The following is a 21,948-nucleotide window of genomic DNA, read 5'->3' as shown; positions in this document are numbered from 1 at the left end:
CCTATGCATGATTATAGGTTTCCCAACCTAAATAATTTTCAAACGATTCTTTTAAAATACCTGCTGTCTTACTGGCATTCATAACCACATGATGTTCAAAACCATTGCGGCATACATAATTCATTAAGCCTTGCAGGTTGTTGATCTGCGCCACAGCACGGTTGCCGAATGTATTCAATGCATCGTTTGTTAATTCGCCTTCGCCAACATATGCTTTGATAACGCCATTACAATCATCTGTGCTGATACGGCCATAGGTTAAGGGCATAGCAGGTGTACGGCCATCCAATGCTCCATACGTGTTTTCAGTGCCCACACTTGTACCTAAGATCGGTGCTGTACTGATCATGATATCGGGCAAAAATGATTTAGCCCAGTTACCACAATGAAACAAAACACATTTACTATCGTCATCAGCATAGTTATTATTCCAGTCAACCAATGCAGAAGGCGAACCACTTGCCAATTGCATGGCATACATGCTGAGTGTTCCTGTTACATCCACCTCGCAGGCAGAGGGCAACAGGTTTTCACTCATCATACTCATACTTGTACAAACATTGCAGCCATAATTTTTCTGAATAGATGTCCAGCATTGAATAGCTGTAGCATCCAGGCTATTCTCTTCCATAAAATCAGCCAGCACCACATCGAGCTTTGCTATCTGCACTAACTTATCCGGAGGTGTTAAGCCTGTATTGGTATATGCATGAATTTTCTCCAGTTTTTCTTTTACTGATTTATCATCAGCTGTTAATTTATTGGCATTCCCCAAAATTTCAGAAAGATCAACAGTCGTAACTGAAATACCATTTCGTTGTAATAATTTTTCGCTGTAACGAACAGTATTAAAAGCAGTGGGTCTTGCACCTACAGCGCCAATACGAACTTTGCGCAAACCATTTACCACACGGCAGGTAGCTGTAAAATTTTTCAGATCAGTGATAAACGATTCGTCTTTGGGGCTTACCACATGTTTTGTTGTAAGCGAATATTTTATTCCGTATTGATATAAGTTGTTACACACGGATATCTTTCCGCACCAGGCATCACGGCGGTTCACCACATCCATCTTTCCCAAATCATCCGGATAGCCTTGTATTAATACCGGCACATTCAACCTGGAAAGCTTGATGGTTTCTGCAACTCCTTTTTCATCGCCGAAATTTGGCAGCACTACCAGGATGCCATCGATTGTATCAGCATGTTTTCTAAACAGCACCGCACATTTTTGTGCTTCTGCAAATGTTTCTACACCACCAAGTTTTGTATCAGCATCGCTTAATAAAACCGGTGTGATATTTAACTGCTTAAACAGGTCGAGTATTTCAGTTCTTGCTTCGGCTACTAATTTATCAGGAAAGAAATCACGGTTGCCAATGATAATGCCGAGCGTACTGTTTGTTTTAATTGACATAATATTTATAAAGATTTTGTTTTAACTGAATGAATAAAATAAACCGCTTCCTTCGATCTTGAATTTGCACCCGGCAAATCATAATCCTGGTCGGTGGGTGTATCAGCATCAGGAAAGCGACGTGTAACACCTGTACGGAACAACAAACGTTCTACCGATTCAACCGGCTGAAAAAACAGATTGAGATTCGGTTTACCATTATTGATCGTTACAGTATAGAAACGGGTTGTTGTGTTCAGTTCAATTTTGATATGGAGTTGTTCGCCGGCATTATACTTACCAATGCTCTTATTCCGATAACCTTGCTTGGTTAAGATACTTCCGGTTGAATCGAGTATTATACGAAGCGTAGCTGTTCCTTTTTTATCGAGCAATTCAATTTCAAGATTTCCAGTATTTGTTTGTTGTGCCGATACTATAAACTCAACTACTAAGTTCTTCGATTCAGGAAAAATGCGTTCGGCTTTTGCATAATCGAATGGATCGCTGTCGTGCAAGGCTATTACTTTTTGATTGTTCACTGTTTCCACATTCACTCTGCACCAGAGTGGGCTGTAAATATTCCATTCATTTAATTCTTTGCCTGCAGCCATGTTATTGAATACATCATTTACATGCGTTGTTACTTTATTTTTTACTGGAACAGGAACACGGCTCACCCACATATCTTCTTTGTTCATGCTATAGGTAACCCACATATTATTATCGGCAGGTTTACCATCCATTTCCTGTATACCACGTACATACTGCGGGCCATAACTTTTATAAGCACCACCGTAACGCATGGATGTGATCTCGCCATTTACCAGCAGTAGGTTTTTATACTTCAATCCATCATCACTTACACTAACAGCCAAAGGCCAGCGAAATTCAGAAGGGTTGTACACTGTTGCATACTTCCCATCGCTTGTTCTTTGTCCCCAGATCTTCGCATTGGAGTTGACAAAGCCCGGTGCCCTTGTCGGATTGTATTGCCAAGTTTTCCCTTCATCTTTAGAAATACTTGTTAATGCGGACTTCCAAAGCCCCACTACATTGCCATTTGTCAGATGATAATAGTTGAATGCTTTAAAATCTTTTTGTAGAGGGATCAATGGGTCGTTACGATCGCCTTCTTCAACTGTTTGCATCATTAACAATGGTGTGTTCAGAATTTCATCGCATGCTGCAACAAAGCCTTTGTCTTTTGATGATTTATAAAAGGGGTAGTTTGTATTCTTTTCGCTGAAGGAATGATTATAGCGCAGAAAATGAATAGGACCGAATGTACCATCAGCTTTTATTTCCCTGATCACACGGCCAACGCCATTCCCATCGTTCGGATCATCCTTTTGTCCCAAAGCAATACCGTAAAATGCCAATGCAAATAATCGCTTTGATTTGGATGTATAAAAACCAAAACGTTGATGCATTACTGCATAGCTGTTCTTCGCCGTATCTGTTTTGCCTTGTTTGACAAATCCATCCGGTATTTTATAAGGAGGAAAAATCACAACGGGATAGCTCCAGTTGTAACCATCTTTCGAACTTTGTAACAATGTTTGTCCCGGAGGAATATGTTCGCCAACCGGATCACTTAAATATTCAAGATAAAATGTATTGTTCCAGTAAGCCAGCATGGGCGCATGATTGTAGGTCCATGATGTAGCACCTGTATCTGCACGGTTGGCACGCATGGTTTGAATATTGTGCACACCAACGGCCGGCGATAATTGTCCATGATGGTAATCAACGTTCGACAAAGTTGTACCTGTGTAGCGAACAGTGTCTTGAGCAATCAAGCCCCCATCACCTAAAGTGGTGAAGAAAATAACACTACTAATCAAAATATTCTTTACAATCAATTTCATGTTCACTGCTTATTCTTTAATAACTTCTTTACGACTTTTTTCTTCACCGGAACAATTGTTCCATGCTTATGCCCTTCCGGCACTCTTACTGTCGTAGTTACATTTTGGAAACTGATAAAATCCTTTGTTGCAACTGCTTCATAAATTTTCTTCCGATACGAATCAAAATAGATCAACCATTCATCTTTTAGTTTTACAATAGCTGGCCCTTCTGTAAAATTATCAGAGAAGGGTTTTGAAATATTCTTCCATGGACCAAGCGGGGAGTTGCCAAACGCAACTTTAATATTTCGCTCCGGTCGTGTATTATCTTTCAACACCAGCACATAATCATCTTTCTTCCGTTTAACGATCACTGCATCAATAACACTGAATTTTGGATCGATAAATAATTTCGTATCACTGAACGTTCTAAAATCAGGTGTTGTGGTTACATACATGCGATGATTGTTACTATCTTCTTCAATACCACGTTCAAATCTACCCGGTATGCAACTTGCCCAGATAATGATGTACTGCTTTTGCTCATCATCATAAAACAATTCAGGCGCCCATGTATTCACGGTAGTTCGTTCATGCTTCATAACAGGAACAAACTGTTGTTCACTCCAGTTGAAAAGATCATTTGATGAAGCATACCCAAAACCAAGATCACCACGCCAGCTACTCGTCCAAACCAAATGAAAAGTTCCATCAGGACCCTGCACCATGGATGGGTCACGCATCACTTTCTGGTTGCCCACTTTCGGTTGTAAAAGAACTGTATCCAAATCGTTCCAGTTTCTGCCATCATAACTGTACAACATCCGCAAACCTTCATTCGCCGGCTCGTGAAAGGAAGTGAACAGGTATGCTTTACTTGAACAGGAAGCAAGAAAGATGAGTAATGAGCAATAAATGATAACTGACTTCAAACGCATGCTTACAATTTTTCAAGGATCAATACCCAATCATTTCCATCTTTCTGTTCACCAGGCGGATCAAAACTGCTGATACCTTTCTTGTACCCTTTCACCGGTTGTTGTTTGCCGGTTGCAGGATTAAACCAATTTGCTTTCGACGGCACGAACTTCAACTTCGATACATCAATTTTAAAATCTCTTCCATTGTACACATAGAGCATTGCATAGTTACTTCCTCTTGTTGCAGCAACACGGTTGTAACGTTCGCCACTATCAACCACCAGCTCCTGTGCAGGCACACGGTCAAAATAGGTTTTGCTCAACATGAGTTTTTTCAAATGAATCATTTGTGTTGCACCGGGTGACTGTAACGCTTCTCTCCAATTCATTCTTACACCATAATTAGCTGTCCAGTCGCCCATTTTGTTAAACTGCATGGTTGAATTTTCACCATACGTAAAACCAGCACCACCCGCAAACACACTCCAGTAGGCGTAACGACGCAGATCAGCATCTGTCCAGCGTGGTTGCAAACTATCATGCAAGCCATGCGGAATATTTTCGTAAGAAGGTTCCGCATCAAAAGTCGGCTTCACCGGTTTCAATTTATAATCTACATCAACAAACTTCCAGTTGTCTTCGCCGTAGTGATTTGTTTCATTACTGCTGGTATCCTGTGCATAATCTTTATGTCCGCTTTGAAACATATTAAAATCTAACCATGCTTCATTGTGAAACCAATCGCTTGAAGATGTTCTTCCACGAGGATGATAAGTAACCAAATGCTTTGGATCATATTTCTTCAAGGTCGGGCCAATCACTTTCCACACATCCATTCCTTCTGTTCCTTTTACATCACCACCATTGAGCCAGATTATGTTTGTTCTGTTTCTATAACGTGTTGCCAAAAACTTTGCATAAGCTTCACCTTGTTGTGCATTAACTTTTCCGCCTTTTACATTGCTGCCCCACACAGGAACCATTGCCATATAGATACCCCGCTTTGCCGCTTCATTCACCACAAAATCAACATGATCCCAATAATCGTAAGCTGCAGTATCTGCGAAATTATTCCCCGACGTAACATTTGGTTTTGATGCATCTTCATTGATCAAGGCGTAATCACCATACACATTCTTCGTATTGTTCATATCATGCAGCACCATTACCTGCACTACGTTAAAGCCTTGCTGCTTTCTTGTTTCGAGATAATGGATAGCATCTTCACGACTGCATTTTACAAATAACAACCAGCCCGTATCACCGATCCAGAAAAATGGTTTTCCATCTGCAGTTTGAAAGAATCGCTTGTTGGCGGATACTTTCAATTGCTGCATTTGTGCATTTGCAAACAATGACAGTAAAGCAAATAATATCGTTAATCTGTTCTTCATTAATTATCGTCTTTCGAATTTTCTTGTACCTGTGTTATAAATAATACTGTTCTTGCCATTGCTCAATACATATTCATTGGCATTGGCGGAAGCAACAGGCTTCATGCCAACTGCTGCTTTTATTATTGATGCGTCAATATTTTCAGGCAATACAGGTAAACTTCCACCAGCAATGAATGCCGCTATCCCAAACTCCGGATAATTATCTCCGCTGTAAACAACGGCCTTCGTTGGATATTTTGATCGATACTCTTTTACTGCACGATACACCTGTTCGAAACTTGTTTTCTTTGGTTTCAACAAACGGGCATGTTGACGTGGAGCAAGATTCTCTCCACCCTTTGGTGCATACGTTGTACCGTCAGCCTGGTAATGCCAGTAACGGATGTCGATGAGATCAACAACGGCTGCATATGCAGGTATTGCCAGAATAGAATCCTGCACATCTTTCGTTACACTCAATCCAATGATCGGATGCTTGCCCGTTTCTTTTTCCCATTCACGAATAACATCGAGCCAGAACTTTACAAAATGTGTTGGACCTGTAAATTCTTCACCAATCAATTGTATCACCCCGTTGTTATCGTTGAAATTGTTTAAACACTGACGGATATATTTCTTATGCAACTCTCTGCGAACAGGATTTGAAAGATCATAAAACTGTTCGGCGTAGAAAATGCGTTTATCACCTGCGTAATTCACGGGCTCAACAAAGCCAGTGGCGTTGATATTATTTGCTGTACGCCACGGGAAATCGGCATAGTGTGCACCGGCTTCAATAATGTTATGTTGAAAATAATTTTGATGAACGAGTAATAATCCATTCTGATCAGCCAGATCAGCAAACTGTTTCAAGCGACTCCAGTAAAAGAGATTGAATTTTGTGAGATCATATTTACTCAAACCATCCCATGCAGTTTCTTTACCACTTCTTGCATAAGGCAGTTCATAAAACGGTGGCCATACTTCTCCATCCATCCTGCGAACACGTTGATGATCATCTCTTCTTCTGTCGTACCATAAACCATAGTTGTGTTCAATAGCAATAGTGTTTGAAGTTTTCATTTCATCCACAACTTCGTTAAGATCATCCGTTAAACCTTTGCCTGATCGTCCGGGAACAAACCGTGTGATATGCCATTTCGATTGTTGAATATCTCTGTCCTGCACACCACCACTCCACCATTGAACATTTGAACGTTTGCCTGTAAGTAATTCATCTCCTCTTACCAAAACGCCGTTTTTAATTTGCAATGACGGGCCGAGTGTTGGAGTGCTTATTTTTTTAATGCCTATCTGATCGATTGTCTTTCTGCTTCCTGCATCAACAGGAATTTTATTTCGAACAGATGCCTGTGCAATAAATTCTTTTAGTTGCAATCTTGGCTTTGATGCTTCCTTCGTTAATTCCTGCGCCACTTCAACCGAAGGACTGCTGCTTGCTTCTGTTGGCACATCCATGATCTGTGCCTGTTGATCAATATTTTTATTGAGTCGCTCACGCAACTGTGCATAGTATAAACTTCTTGGTGTGATAGTATTGTTTGATTCGTTCCAGTAACCATCGCCTGCAAACTGGCTCCAGCTGCCAAATGCCCAGTTTTGTGCAGTTGGTGGTTTGTAACAATCGATACGTGCTGCACTACAATTCCAGAATAAACTGTTGGCCGCCGTCCAGCCTGCACCGTTAGCATCCTGCCAACGGTTACCAAAACGTAATGCATTGCCATCAACAGTCACCACATCAAACAAAACACCGCTTGCCCAACTGTCAATTGTTCCGCTGAAGCTATAAGCCAGGATTGATTCGCATTGTACAAATGCATTGGGGCCAGGTGCACAAAATCCTACAGCAAAATCATGATAACCGTTCTCTGCATAACAACGTTGAAATAACGTTTGCTGACCAGTAGTTAGAAATGTATACCGACGTTGTCCACCAATTTCAGAAACGGGAGCTAATGAAATACAATCTTCAATAGTAATACGTTTCGATGTTTCTAATACACTTACTGCACTGCCTGCAAAATGCTGAAATGTAATTTGACGTACCCAGCAGTCTTCTGCATTCTCAATATTGATGGCATTCCAGCGATGATCTTCGTCTTTGAGGTTTGTTTTGTCGAAAGTGGAAATGAGTTTTATGTTTTCAACTCCGCAGTTGGCAACACGACCACCATTATTATAAAAATACATAGTAGCTCCACCATACGTAGTATCCAATGCAGTTGTAATTGGCGCATCAATGTAAACAGTATTGCCTTCGATCTTTGTAATCGTACGATCGATAAACAGATCCCGTTCACCGGGCTTCCAACCCAATGCTGTAATACCACCACCAAAATGATCAGTGCCTAATAGAGTTATCCAGTTGGCTGTTGATGGACGACGGATAATAATTTTATTGGAATGATCTTTTATGTTGATCGATTGATCTACATGAAAACTCATTGCATTTACCGGCACATATGCATCGGTGATCTTTAAGCCGGTGAGTTCTTTGGAAATTGTATTCTTCCCAACAATTTTAATCAGTGCTAAACGTCCTGTTCCTGCGCCGATAATCGTTGTTGCATTGGTGCCACTGCCACGCAACACCACACCTGATGCTGTAATACGTAACTGTCCAAACACTTCGTATGTTCCTTTCTGCAATAACACCGCACCACGAAATCCGTTTGCATCTGCAGGCAATGAAGCTACATAATCCAACGCCGACTGAATACGCAGCGTTGCATCGCCTGCTTTCACAGGCACAACAACTTTCACATCAATATTCGGGATTGGTTGTTCAGAAGCTTTGTAACCACAGTATGAAAAATCAGGAATACGATTCCCCTGCGCATCCGCAGTGTACATCAACTTACCTTTCTCACTATATAAAGGAGGAACAGGCTTTACCTGCTTTTGCGCAAGTAAAGCCTGTTGTATAAATAAGCTGAATAGAATCAGAACCCTGTATGCGATTTTTTTATTCACTGTTTGCCGGTTGATTTTAAATACACGCTAAAGTTACTGTCGGCCTTTTGCTTACTAAAAGATACAAAACAGAACTCTATAACCGGTGTTGATTATTTTTTCACCGCTGGCGTTGGTTTTACATTTTTCACATTCACCACACTGTTCAGGTAATTTTCAATATTACTGTAGCCATTCTTTGCAATTTTACCTGCATCAGAAGCATCTTTCGCATTCAACCCGTTCTTTGCTTCATATGCATCAGGTATGCCATCATTATCACTATCGAGATAAGGCGTTCCTTTGTATTCAGGATAACCACCTACCTGTGAAGGATCTGTGATGATACCGATCTTGTAAGAATCAATCGGCATCCGACGATGCTTGAACTGAGATTCAGGCAATTTTACATTCGGAGCAATTTCAATTTTTCCGGTTGTAACCTGTTTTACAATTCTTGCATCAACTGCATCACGCTTTGGTAATGTTGCACCTGCGTTTGTAAGCACATATACTTTTGCTTCTTCGGCAGATAAGATCGTGATTGGTGCCATTGGTAAAGGTTTGGGCCATTTGATACTTGCAAGATATTCACCTGCATCGCCTTCTTCTTCTACCTGCACACCACCATTCCAGTTGTCTTTGGTAATTGCAGGATAACCTTCCATGATATTGCCATGCACATATGCACGACCATAAAATTTGTCTTTGAGTTTGCTTCTTCCGCTTTCAGGTTTTAAAATACGATGACCTACATTATTCTTTGGGGTAGCAGGACCTGGTTTAAAATAATTGTTGATGATATTATATTGTGCTCTGTAATCTCCACCATCAATACTTCTATGTACCCAATTAAAAATAACATTGTTAGCGAAGTTGAAAATACCATTCCAACCAACGGAAGGATTACGGCCTGCATTGTTGGCCCAAAGGTTACGCATGAAGGTGCAATTCTCACCACCTAAGGTGCTGCCAAATGCATGGTTCCATGTATCAAGAGCTTCTCCAAAAATAGAATTCTGAATCGTAATATTTACTGTACCGAATTTATCTTCAATTTTTCCTGTACTGTCGTTGTACATGTGACGATACATACTCATGTTCTCATCCAAACCCCATGTTGCACTAACGTGATCGATGATGATATTTCCTATGGGATTACCACCAATTGCATCATCTCTTCTGCCAACCCATGTTTCACCTCTGCGGAAACGCATATAACGAATGATCACATCATGTGTGTTGATCCAAACACTTTCACCTGCAATACATACACCATCACCGGGAGCTGTTTGTCCTGCAATAGTGATATAAGGCGCACGGATCATCAATGGTGTTTTCAAACGAATGATGCCCGCAACATTAAACACAACCGTTCTTGCACCGCCTTGTTCACAAGCCCAACGTAAACTGCCGGGACCATCATCATTTAAATTTGTAACAACATATACTTTACCACCCCGGCCACCAAAGCTGAACCGGCCACCACCTTCTGCACCTGGAAATGCAAGTATGTCTGATTGTGGTAATTCATCCACACGTGAAGCCCATGGAATATAAGGCCGGCCTTCTTTTGCTTCTTTCTGAATAATTGGCCATGCAACCTGCCATGCAGAATCGGAATGTTTGTTGGCAGCACGCATTAATGAATCAGATGCCTGCTGAACATCTTTTGGAATATCAGGATATTGTGCAAATGCACTTCCTGCTGCTGCTAACCAAACTGCAACTGTGCAAATTCTTTTACGAAGTAAATTCATGATTCTGATTTATATCTTTTATGACGATTTCTTACACTCAATCTTGCTCTAATGAAAAGAGAAAGTGATAACACTTTCTCTTTTCTTATTTGTGTTATACAAAAATTATTTCTGCACTTTTACATCCACTTCAATATATGTTGTTTTATTTGGAGAATCTCCATTTACATAACGTATGGATATTGCTCCGAATTTACCCGATACTGTGCGGAACCCGATAACATTACTTCCTCCGGCTGTACTCACCAATGTTATCTTAGATGAAGTACCTGAAGTCATATTATTTTTGATCAGTGTATTAATAGCACCTGCCGACCTTAAGCCTGTTATAAAATTAACAGAAGTGGGCATTTTCTTTAAGACAGTTGCATTTTTTGTCCATGAAGAAATGTCGTAATAATCAAGTTGATTTTGTGGTGCACTTAATGCATAAATGCAATGTTTTAAATCATCACCTGTTGCTGTGGTACCTCTTCCTGTTGTATCCCAATAGTAACCAAAATCAATAGATGCAGAAGCTGCCGCACCGGTTGTATAACTGTAAAGTTTGCCATCAACCGATGAATAATAGCAGTTATTGGTTTTGCTTACAGAATCAGGAACCTGCAGGATGCGGTATGACCAAAAATCAAAATCCGGTTTTACTGTTACTTTCAGTTGTTTTCCGCCATCGCCCATAAATACAGCCTTGTTATTTCTTGCCAGCACTCTGTAAACATAATCCCCTGCAGAGCTATCTACCATATAACCTTTGATGGCAGAAAAACTCTTTTTGTTTGCTAAATTCTGTAACTGAAATGTATCTATCCGAACACCATTTCGTTGTATTTCGATATAAGACATATCGGTAGGAGACGAAATAGTAAAGTTCAGATAAATACTGTCTTTGGGATTTAATTCAATGTTTCCTGTTATGTCTTTGGGAGATGTTTGTTTATAATCAACCGTTACATAAAATGTATCAACCGGGTCTACCTTCTTCTCGCATGCCGTCAATAACAAACCTGCTGCAAGAACTCCTGTTAAATATTTTTTCATTGTCATAATAATTTTGAGTTAAGAACTATTGCAAAGGATCGAATGTGCCATTTACCCAACCAATTGTTTGCTCAATAAAGAAATTTTGGGTGAAAAAATTAGGCAATGGATAGAAATAATATTTACTCGGAACACTTACAACATTTGAGCCTTCAATAGTAGCAACAGTTCCCGGAGTTGTAAACACGGCTGTGTAAGACGCAAGGTTATTGATATTGATGGTATCTCTTGGTCTTTGGCCTAGCGCATTCGGCACATCAATATATGTTCTGCCGGCAACAGGACCCCCTGAAGGAAGCGGACCTGCTACATACGGAAGTTTTACTGCAAGTTTATAAGAGAGCCTGTTAGATAAAAGATGCAGGTTTCTTGTTCTTCTTAAATCGTGGTAGCGTTTACCTTCCATGGCAAACTCAACCTGGCGCTCATTTAAAATAAGCGTGCGCATCGATGCGATATCTGTTGCAACATCTAATCCGTAATCAAAAGCACCTGCAACAATACCCGCTCTTTGTCTTGTTTGTCTTGTATAAGTTTTTGCTTCTGCTAAACGACCTGTTTCATTCGCACATTCGGCCAGGTTCAATACAACTTCAGCAAAACGCATTTCTATCCAATCCATTCCGTTGCCACCACCAGTACCTGAGGCGTAAGCCGCCTGCGTAGGTGTAAGTGTAGTGTTGCAATAGCGTCTGTTATAAAAACCTGTAACAATTGAACCTGCTGTTTCATCAATTACACTATTATATTGCCATTGACGGCGTGTTGTCTTTCCACTTAAAGCCCATAATACTCCATTGTATGCAATGGTTGCATCAAATCTCGGATCACGGCTTTGCCAAAACTGAACGGCATTATAACCTGATGATGCATGAGAAGTTGGTAATCCATTACTCATTGGATAAGATTGAACAAGATTCCATGTTGGCTGGAATGACCCGCTTGCGCCCGGTGCTTCTGAGATAGGTCTTGTAATAGCTTCAATGTTAGTACCCCAATCTCTTGTGGTAGTATATTTTCTAACGATCAATACTTCTTTATGATCTTCAGTTAAGAAGATATCTGAATATCTTGGAATAAGGATGTAGCCATCTGCAACACATTGCTCATACGCTGCTTTATTAGCAAGATAAGCATCTTCCCAACGGCTCATAATATTGGTTGGGTTAAATTGCGGGCTTGCCCAATACATCAATACTTTACCCTTCATTGCTGCAGCTGCACCTCTAGTTACACGACCAGCTTCAGCAGTTGGCCAACTGGCTGGCAAATTTGCAGCAGCAGAATCCAGATCTTTTACAATTGCCGCAATACACTCACTTGTTTTTGAACGTGGCACAGCGGGTACGCCGTCATTAGAGAGTTGCTGTACGTTTAGTACCAGCGGAACACCACCATAAAGATTTACCATACGGAAGTAAACAAATGCACGGAGGAAAAAGAACTGACCTTTTAATACTTTTTTTACGTCAGGAGTCAATGTAGAGCTGGTATCAATTCCTTCCAGTGCAAGATTACATCTCCTTGCATCGAAGTAACGGTTTGCTGTAACGTTATTACTTGCAGTACCTATATCAGTTACGTTATTTTCCAGTAATGTACCATATAAGAATGCTGTATTGCCACCATTCATTTCATCGGAGGTAATATGAATATTTCCCGGTGCTGTTCCCGGTGCAGGCCATTGCGGAATAATAAGACCATATGCCCTGTTTAAATACAATCCAATTGCTCCCGGATCATTCCAAATTCTTGAATCAATACCCTGTGGATCTTCAATATCAAAAAACTCCGAATCTTTCTTACAAGACGACAAGGTAGCTGACAGCAGTAAGATGGCTGCCAGTATAAAAGAACCTGTATATTTTATCTGCTTCATGTTTTTTCGTTTTGTTGTTTTAAGATTCAACATTATAAACTTGCGTTAACACCCAATGAAATAGTTCTGAGTGTAGGATAGTTTGCAAAATTTGAAGTGTATGGATCTTTATATTTAAACGGATTGATGAGAGTAAACAGGTTTGTACCTGTAACCATAACTCTTAAATCCGGAATTCTAAGTTTAGCTGCAATTCTCTTTGGCATTTGATATGATAACACAGCATTGTTAATACGGCTTTGTGTACCATCAACAAGCCAGAAAGTAGAGTTCTCTCTTGCAAGCGGAGCATCTGCCCTCGGATATTTTCCGTTGGGATTAGTTGGTGTCCAATGGTTGGCCCAGAAAGCAGGCGCATTTTGTGTTGTAGTAGGTACTTTTCTTGCTTCACTGTCATACGCTACTTTACCACCAATACGCAGGTTCATATTCATTTGCAGTTTAAACTCTTTGTAAGTTGCTCCTAACGTAATACCAAATGAAGCAGCAGGACTTGTTTTGTCGTACATGGTTGTGATGTCAAGATCATTGATTTGTCCATCACCATTGATATCTTCAAAATCCATGAAACCAACCTGTGGTTTAGCACCACCAATTAAGTAGTTTGGATTTTTTGATAATATAGCATCCACATCTGCCTGTGTACGCAAAATTCCTTTTGCGATGTAGCCTGTGTTGGTACCATTGTATCTGCGTGGATCTCTGCCTATCGCAATACCAATCTGATCAGGTCCATAAGTTCCGAGCAAAGCTTCGTTATAGAATGACTGTAACAACTGACTGTTGCTCCAACCAAAGTTTACATCTGCATTAAAGCCCCAGTCTTTACCAAATCTTGTGCGGTAGCCAACAGAGAATTCAGAACCCCAGCTTATTGCCTGACCATAGTTTACAACAGGAGGAGGAATACCTGCTGTTGGAGGAAATACGTTTGTTGAATACGTATCAAAACCATCGTAATTATAACGGTGATAAAAATCAGCAGTGAAATTGATTTTGTTATCCCACACAGTTGCATCAATACCTACGTTGAGAGACCTTGCTTTTTCCCATGTGATGTCCGGGTTAGGATAAACGTTTGGATCTAAACCGCCAGTAACTGAATTGCCAATTACCACGCCGGTTGTTTGCGTAAACCTTGATTCCCAAAGACGGTTACCTACCCTGTCTTCACCCACTATACCAAGGTTGGCACGGAGCTTTAACGAGTTCACAAACATTACATCTCTGAAAAAGTTTTCATCACTGATCTTCCAGCCAAGACCTACAGTTGGGAAAAAGCCCCATCTCCGTGTTGGTAAAAAGTTTACAGACGCATCGGCACGGCCAATGAATTCAAAGAAATATCTGTTCTTAAATGAATAGTTAGCCCTGCTGAGATAAGAACGCTTTGAGCTTTTAAAGAATTGAGGGTTACGCAAGGCATCCTGAATACTTCCTAAAGTTGAAGGATCGTTACTGAACGCCCAGAATTCATCAACACCTGCAACGATCTGACCTGTTTTTGATAACAGGTAGTTTTTACTTTCTGCTTCACCCTGATCGAATGCTACCATCACATCTACATCATGTTCGCCAAATTTGCGACCATAAGCAAGTTGTGTAATAAACTGGTAGTTTTTAGAAGTTGTGATACCCTCTTCGATCTGATCTGACTGGCTGGTAACTCTTCTTGTTGGTGTAGCAGCAAGTTGATCAGACAGGAGCAAACCGTTTTGCCCTCTTGGTTGAAAGAGGTAAACCAAATAAGTTGGATAATATCCTAATGCATTATTTGTACGATTGTTATTTCCGTATTGTACTCTTGCAGAAAGCCCTTTAACAAACTTCGGCTTCCATTCTAACGATGCGTTTACAGAAAGGCCTTGTGATTTTGCATCTCTGTAAGTACCTGCATTGTGCACACCCAACATACTCCAGGGATTACCTGTTTGGTTATTCGGTGCTGCATTACCGCCAAAACCTACCGGCAGGCCGTTGATCTCAACAGGTATCCATTTAGGTGTAAGATACATTGCACGTATAGTTGCGTCATCTGTTTCAGAGCTTGCATTTTTCCAGTTATTACTTCTTTCCCTGTTAAAGTCTGAAGCAAAGTTTACCTGTGCACTGAGACCATCCACAATTGTGGCGTTCATACCGGTACGGAAACTGTATTTATTATTTTGTGTAATACCAAAATTGCCCGTTTCATTATAATAACTACCACCAGCAAATAAGGTTACTTTATCTGTACCGCCCGATACGTTAATTGTATGGCGCTGCACTTTACCATTTTTCCAGAAATAGTCGTACCATGATCTGTCAGGAATACCTTTTAATGAGTCGAGATCAGCTTGTGAAAAACGCTCAGTTAATGGTCTTGCGTTTAATTCAAAACCATCATTGAGAAATTGTGCATGTTCATAAGCAGTAAGTGTTTTTGTTTTTACTGCTTCTGTTGACACACCAAAATAACCAGAGTACGAAATTTTTGGTTTACCTGCCTTACCCTTTTTAGTAGTGATCAATACAACACCTTTTGCACCTGCAGCACCGTAAATAGCAGCTGAGGCGTCCTTCAAAAAGGTAATGTCTTCGATCTGGCTGGCATCAATATTCTCCATCCAATCTGCATTTGGCGCCTGTGCCCATTGTGTTGGATTGGCAATAATACCATCAATTACTATTAATGGCTGGTTGGTAACACCAGTAGGCGCTCCGGGGAATGTGGTAGAGTTACGAATGTTAAGTGTTGTTGTAGAACCGGGTTTACCAGAACTGAAGTTTACCCCTACACCCGGTAAACGATTGATCAATGCCGATTGAATGTTTGCTACCGGCAAATCTTCAATGTCTGCTGCTTTAATGGTGGCAACAGATCCTTGTACATTTACTCTCTTTTTAGTTCCATAACCAATAACAACCACTTCTTCCATGCGGTCTTCTTTCCTTTCCAGATCAATTGTTATTGCTCCTGTTGCACCGGCTTTACGCTCAAAAATACCAAACCCAACATACGAAAACGTAAGAATAGATTCTGAAGACGGAGCTTTAATTGTAAACTTACCAAGATTGTTCGTGGTTGTACCTGTAGTTGAGTTTTTAACACGAACAGATACACCTTCGAGTGGTTGGCCGTTTTCTTTATTTGTTACTGTACCTGTAATCGTAACTTCCTGTGCAAACAGGGTAACTGTCAAAAATGAGAAGACAGTGAGTAACAGCAGTTTTGGTTGTCGCAAATACTTCATGTTATATGGCATTTTGCTTTTGGGGTTGAATGATAATGATCAGTAGTTGTTTATTTAGAAGACTCTTTTTTTGCTTTCAATCGTTTTTGCCACTCTTCTCTTTCTTTGGTAAGATCGTAACCGGCAGCAGACAGATAGTTGTTGATGCGGCCTTTATACTTTCCGAAGATGGCGTGCTTTTTATCTGATGATTCGCCGTCCATTGCAAGCTCTCTTGCTTCTATCAGCCATTCATAGATTTTCTTTTTCTGGTCTTCTTTTAGGGTGGGGATCATGTCGAGATACGCAGTATACGTCACATTCAGCACATTGTAAGTCATTCCATTTTTCACCAGCTCAATCTGCTCTTCAGAAATAACCTTTTGTAACCCGGCAAGAAAAGAGTTGTGCAGTTGCTGAAGCTGCGCCACTTTTTTTTCTTCTTGCTTTTGTACCTGAAGAGCAGATTCCTGAGCGGTGATCGATTGCTGTTTGATTGCTGCTAAAGCGAGTTTAGTTTCTTCGTGTATATTATTAATACTGTTATACTGTTGTGCAAGTAGACTTACTACACGTTTGTATTGTGCAGAATCTTTGATTGAAAGTGTATTGACGATCTTTGCTGAACGTTCTGTGATCACTTTTAAATAGGCAGAGTCAGCAGTTTTGTTTGCCTGCGCATGAACAACTGCCACGGATAAAAAAGCAATAAATAAATGAAGGGCTTTGCATGCAGAAAACAACCGGAGCGATGAAGAAACGCTACTGATCAGTTTGTTTGAAACACAAGAATTATATGCAAGCAAATATCTTTTCATTCTACAGCATTTAATCGTTTTAGGTGAATGTTTTTCGGACCAGATCCAATCATGTCATTCACGAACTAAAGGTACATTTGCTGTCAGCCTTAAAAATGTAAGGTTTTGCTATTAAGATGGAACATTTTACTATTCACCCAAAAACTACGCAATCGTTCCCGTAACCCATATGCTCCTGTTATTACTCGCTTTTCAATGAAATAACAGACATTCCTAATCCGGCTGATTTTGCAGTAACTGTAATATTTCCCTTTTTTTGCTGCGATTGTATAATCGCCAATGCCATTCCTTTCCAGGTTTTTCTTTTGTGGTTTTTGAGAGAGGTGCTGTCGGCCGGAAAGCCGTTATCTGTACCGGCTAAAAAGCCAGGGCCCGTGACAGAGAATTCAATAAGTTGGTCGGCATCTGGAACAGGATTTCCGTCTTTATCTAACAGTTTTACAGTAATGAATGACAGATCAGTTCCATTGGCTTTGATTTTCGTTCTGTCTGCAACGAGTTGAATTTTTGCAGGTGTGCCTGATGTTCTGATCTCTTTAGTAAGTATCGCTTTCCCGTTCTTTTTTGATATCGCTTTTATTACGCCCGGTTGGTAAGGTACACGCCACTTAACATGTAAGACATCGTTTGGTTTCGATTTGCTGCCTAACGATTTACCGTTGAGGAATAATTCCACTTCATCGGCATTGTTGTAATATGACCACACATCAACCGTATCGCCATTATTGTGATTCCAATGCGGAAAAAGATAAAGCACCGGTTTTGTTGTCCATTCACTTTGATAGAGATAGTAAACATCTTTCGGAAAACCTGCCAGATCAACAATTCCATAATAAGAACTGCGTGCAGGCCATGCATAAGGAACCGGTTCACCAATAAAATCGAACCCGCTCCACACAAACATGCCCGACATGAACTTGTATTTGTTCACTGCAAGCAATGCAGCTTCGTGGGAAGATCCCCAATAAGCATACACATGATCATAAGCGGATACGCTCATGTCTGCATTACCTTTTACAGTTGGCGTTTTACCATCGGGTGGCCAGAGACGATTACTGTCGCTCGGCATATCATATGAGCCTCTTGATGATAATGCAGATGCTGTTTCTGTTGCTACAAATGATTGACCGGGAAAACGATTCGGCAACTCTGCATAATCGTACAACTTATAGTTAAAGCCCAGCACATCTAATGCGCCCGATTTCCAGATGAAATTTTTCTCCGGAAAATTTTCTGTGAGTGCACAGGTAACAGGTCGAGTTGTGTCGATTGCTTTGATAAGATCAACCAAACGTTTGGCAATGGTTGTACCGGTGCTGTCAAACTGTTCCCGTATTTCGTTACCAATGCTCCACATAAAAACAGAAGGATGATTACGATCTCGCAGCACCATTGCCTGTACATCACGTTCGTGCCATTCATCGAAGTAAAGATTGTAATCAAATTTGTTTTTCTTTTTCTTCCACATGTCGAATGCTTCTACCTGTACCAGAAAACCCATTTCATCGCAGAGATCAAGAAGCGCTGCTGCGGGTGGATTATGTGAGAAACGGATAGCATTCACGCCCATCTCTTTCAATATTTTCAATTGGCGTTTTGCTGCTGCATGATTATAAGCCGCACCTAATGCACCGAGATCGTGATGCATACAAACACCTTGGATTTTCAAGGGTTGATTGTTGAGGAAGAAACCATTGGCTGCATCGAAGTGGAATGAACGGATACCGAAGGTTGTTTTTACCTCGTCAATCAATTGACCATTACGTTCAATTCTTGTAACGGCTTTGTACAAATATGGTTTTGCTGTTGACCAAAGTAGCGGTGTGTTGATTTGCAATTCATCAGCATAGGAATATCCACCAACTGGTATTGAACGAAGCACAATATGTTTTGATGTAGCAACCTTCTTTCCTGTTGCATCATACACATCGGTGTAGAGCTTTACGATTTCTTTTTGATTACCTGTATTTGATACGTTGTATTTAACAGAAACAGTTGCTTTGTTTTTATTGATGACGGGTGTTGTGATGAAGACGCCAGCTTCTGCAAGAGCTATATTATTTGTTGACACCAATTTCAAATCCCGGTAAATACCGCTGCCACTGTACCATCTAGAATCGGGTTGGAGACTGTTATCCACTTTCACTGCAATCACATTCGGCTTGCCGTAGTTTAAATGCGGCGTGAGGTCGTATGAGAAATTAATATAACCGTAAGGCCGCTTGCCTAGATAATGACCGTTGATCCATACTTCACTGTTTTTATAAACACCATCAAACTCAATTCTTGTAATTCTGTTTTTGAATGAGAGAGGAACAGTAAATGTTTTACGATACCAGCCAGTACCACCAGGCAATGCTCCACCTTGATTGGTTGCAGGAAAGGAAGAAGAAAAATTGCTTTCAATACTCCAGTCATGTGGTAAGTTTAAGCTTCTCCATTTGGAATCGTTATAGTTTGCATTGCTTGCAAGACTATCGTTACCTAAAAAGAATTTCCAGCCGTTGTTGAAATCAACAATTGAACGAACCTGTGCTGATGAAATTAAACTCAGCAACAAAGCAACAACGAGTAATATATTTTTAATCAACTTCATTTTGTTTTCTGCCGGGAAGACGGGAAGGCGGTAAGTTTCTTTGTGCATCTTTCTGCCTTTGCGTCTTCGTGGTTAAAAAATTTACCACAAATGATGCACCGATGCTTTGATATACTTTTCATACACCGCTTGCACTTGTTGGATTTGTTCTTTGCTCAGTGATCCTTCATTCAATGCTTCCAGGTTACGTGTTACCTGCTCCGGTTTTGAAGCGCCGGGAATAACTGTGCTGACCGCATCAAAATCGAGTATCCATTTCAACGCCAGTGCTGCTAAATTTTTACCAACAGGAACGATTTGTTTCAATTCTTCTACCGCCTGCAAACCCGTTGCATAATCAATACCGGAAAATGTTTCGCCTTTGTCAAATGATTCACCATTTCGATTGAATTGACGATGATCGCCACTTTCAAAAACAGTTTGCTCTGTGTAATGACCGGTTAACAAGCCACTTGCCAACGGCACACGTACGATGACACCAATATTTTTCTTCTTCGCCTGTTCAAAAAATAATTCAGCTGGGCGCTGACGGAACATATTGAAGATGATTTGCACAGTTGTTACATTATCAAACTCAATCGCCTTTAATGCTTCTTCCACTTTCTCTACGCTTACTCCAAGATGCTGAATCTTTCCTTCCTTTTTCAAGTCATCAAACAACCCGAAAATTTCCGGACGATAATATACCGCTGTTGGCGGACAATGCAGCTGAATCAAATCAATGGTTTCAACCTGCAAACGTTTCAAACTATCCTCCACATATTTTCTCAACACAGCAGGCGTGTAGCCTTTGTTCACATGCGGCTGAATTTGTCGTCCGCATTTTGTAGCGACGAATAATTTTTCTTTTCTTGTTTTGAGAAAACGTCCAATAGCTTTTTCGCTTTCGCCATCACTGTACACATCGGCTGTATCAATAAAGTTGACACCGTTATCTACGGCTGTATTTAAAATAGCATCTGCATTTATCTCATCAAATGCGCTGCCCCATTTACCACCTACCTGCCATGTACCAAGACTGATCGCTGAAATATTGAATCCTGTTTTGCCTAATGTTCTGTATTGCATAATTGTTGTTGTTCTTTGAATAATTGCGGCAAAATTACAGTTCCACCATCGCTTTGATCACACCATTCTTCGGATCGAGCCAGCTTTTGAACTTGTCTTTCACTTCATCAAACTGTACACGATGTGTAATATAAGTGGCCGGATCAACCAGCTTGTTGCGCATGCACATCATCACATGATCAAAATCTTCCTGCGTGGCATTACGGCTGCTCATCAATGTCGCTTCCCGCTTGTGAAATTCAGGATGACTGACGATCAACTCACCTTTCTGCAAACCAACGAGCACATATCTTGCGCCATGCGCCATGTAGAGAAATGCACTGTTGATCGCCTTTTGATTGCCTGTTGCATCAATCACTACCGTTGGCATATCGCCATTGGTAATTTCTTTTAAACGCTGCATCACATCTTCATTCAACGGATTGATGGTATGCTGCACTTTCAGTTTATCCTGACAGAAATTCAAACGTGTATCATTTACATCCATCGCAATCACCTGTCCACCTGCAATGCGACCAAACTCCATAATACCCAAACCAATTGGCCCTGCACCAATCACCAACACAAATTCTCCTGAACGTACTCCTGCACGACGAATACCATGCGCACCAATTGCCAATGGTTCAACCAAGGCCAGTTCATCGAAACTCATATCGCCGCCATGAAGCAATGCAGATGTTGGAACAGAAATAAATTCCATCATGCCACCATCTACATGCACACCAAATACATTAATGGCAGCGCAACAGTTGGGCAATGCATTTCTGCAGGCAATACATTCACCACAATTGAAATATGGAATGAGTGTTACACGTTCGCCTACTTCAAAACCTGCATCTGCATCTAGCTGTACAATTTCACAACCCAGCTCATGACCGAGTACACGTGGATAAGCAAAGAAAGGTTGTGTTCCTTCAAAGGCATGCAGATCAGTTCCGCAAATGCCGATACGTTTTACTTTTAAAATAGCACGACCGGGTTGAATTGCGGGTGATTCTTTTTCTAAATATTCAAACGAACCCGGTTGCTGACACACTAATGCTTTCATAAAATCTT

The 21,948-nt window shown here is 40.7% G+C and carries 13 protein-coding genes; all 13 read right to left on the bottom strand.

The window, feature by feature from the left end; genetic code table 11:
• Position 1: 1 nt before the first annotated feature.
• The 13 genes from H4075_RS05650 to H4075_RS05590 all read right to left on the bottom strand — a co-directional run bounded on the left by H4075_RS05650 (position 2) and on the right by H4075_RS05590 (position 21,940).
• Entirely contained in the window at positions 2-1,417 is a 1,416-nt protein-coding gene (locus H4075_RS05650; RefSeq protein WP_182804955.1) for an L-fucose/L-arabinose isomerase family protein, read from the bottom strand.
• A 5-nt stretch (positions 1,418-1,422) separates the two neighbouring features.
• On the bottom strand, positions 1,423-3,267 hold the full coding sequence (locus tag H4075_RS05645) for an exo-alpha-sialidase (RefSeq protein ID WP_182804953.1): 1,845 nt from the start codon (positions 3,265-3,267) through the stop codon (positions 1,423-1,425).
• Between the two features lie 2 nt (positions 3,268-3,269).
• Complete coding sequence (locus H4075_RS05640; RefSeq protein WP_182804951.1) at positions 3,270-4,187, bottom strand: glycoside hydrolase family 43 protein; 918 nt, start codon at positions 4,185-4,187, stop codon at positions 3,270-3,272.
• 2 nt (positions 4,188-4,189) lie between these two features.
• Entirely contained in the window at positions 4,190-5,563 is a 1,374-nt protein-coding gene (locus H4075_RS05635) for a glycoside hydrolase family 140 protein (protein ID WP_182804949.1), read from the bottom strand.
• Between the two features lie 3 nt (positions 5,564-5,566).
• Positions 5,567-8,542 carry a DUF6298 domain-containing protein gene (locus H4075_RS05630; protein ID WP_182804947.1) on the bottom strand — a complete coding sequence of 992 codons (2,976 nt, stop codon included), beginning with the start codon at positions 8,540-8,542 and terminating at the stop codon, positions 5,567-5,569.
• Between the two features lie 92 nt (positions 8,543-8,634).
• Positions 8,635-10,281 (bottom strand): pectate lyase family protein, encoded by a 1,647-nt coding sequence (locus H4075_RS05625; RefSeq protein WP_182804946.1) that lies wholly within the window; start codon positions 10,279-10,281, stop codon positions 8,635-8,637.
• A gap of 105 nt (positions 10,282-10,386) precedes the next feature.
• Positions 10,387-11,319, bottom strand: coding sequence for a hypothetical protein (locus H4075_RS05620; protein ID WP_182804944.1), 933 nt, complete (start codon positions 11,317-11,319; stop codon positions 10,387-10,389).
• Between the two features lie 25 nt (positions 11,320-11,344).
• Positions 11,345-13,198 carry a RagB/SusD family nutrient uptake outer membrane protein gene (locus H4075_RS05615; protein ID WP_182804942.1) on the bottom strand — a complete coding sequence of 618 codons (1,854 nt, stop codon included), beginning with the start codon at positions 13,196-13,198 and terminating at the stop codon, positions 11,345-11,347.
• A gap of 32 nt (positions 13,199-13,230) precedes the next feature.
• On the bottom strand, positions 13,231-16,431 hold the full coding sequence (locus tag H4075_RS05610; RefSeq protein ID WP_182804940.1) for a SusC/RagA family TonB-linked outer membrane protein: 3,201 nt from the start codon (positions 16,429-16,431) through the stop codon (positions 13,231-13,233).
• A gap of 50 nt (positions 16,432-16,481) precedes the next feature.
• Positions 16,482-17,228 carry a DUF3826 domain-containing protein gene (locus H4075_RS05605; RefSeq protein ID WP_182804939.1) on the bottom strand — a complete coding sequence of 249 codons (747 nt, stop codon included), beginning with the start codon at positions 17,226-17,228 and terminating at the stop codon, positions 16,482-16,484.
• A 181-nt stretch (positions 17,229-17,409) separates the two neighbouring features.
• The gene (locus H4075_RS05600) at positions 17,410-19,824 is read right to left on the bottom strand and encodes a sugar-binding domain-containing protein (protein WP_182804937.1); all 2,415 of its coding nucleotides are present in this window, start codon (positions 19,822-19,824) and stop codon (positions 17,410-17,412) included.
• A gap of 81 nt (positions 19,825-19,905) precedes the next feature.
• Complete coding sequence (locus H4075_RS05595; protein WP_182804935.1) at positions 19,906-20,892, bottom strand: aldo/keto reductase; 987 nt, start codon at positions 20,890-20,892, stop codon at positions 19,906-19,908.
• A gap of 34 nt (positions 20,893-20,926) precedes the next feature.
• Positions 20,927-21,940 (bottom strand): zinc-binding alcohol dehydrogenase family protein, encoded by a 1,014-nt coding sequence (locus tag H4075_RS05590; RefSeq protein ID WP_182804933.1) that lies wholly within the window; start codon positions 21,938-21,940, stop codon positions 20,927-20,929.
• Positions 21,941-21,948: the final 8 nt, after the last annotated feature.

It is taken from the genome of Lacibacter sediminis, assembly GCF_014168535.1.
In the GTDB taxonomy this organism is placed as follows: domain Bacteria; phylum Bacteroidota; class Bacteroidia; order Chitinophagales; family Chitinophagaceae; genus Lacibacter; species Lacibacter sediminis.
The sequence above is the reverse complement of the archived record's forward strand: the minus strand, read 5'-3'. Positions and strand labels throughout refer to the sequence as shown.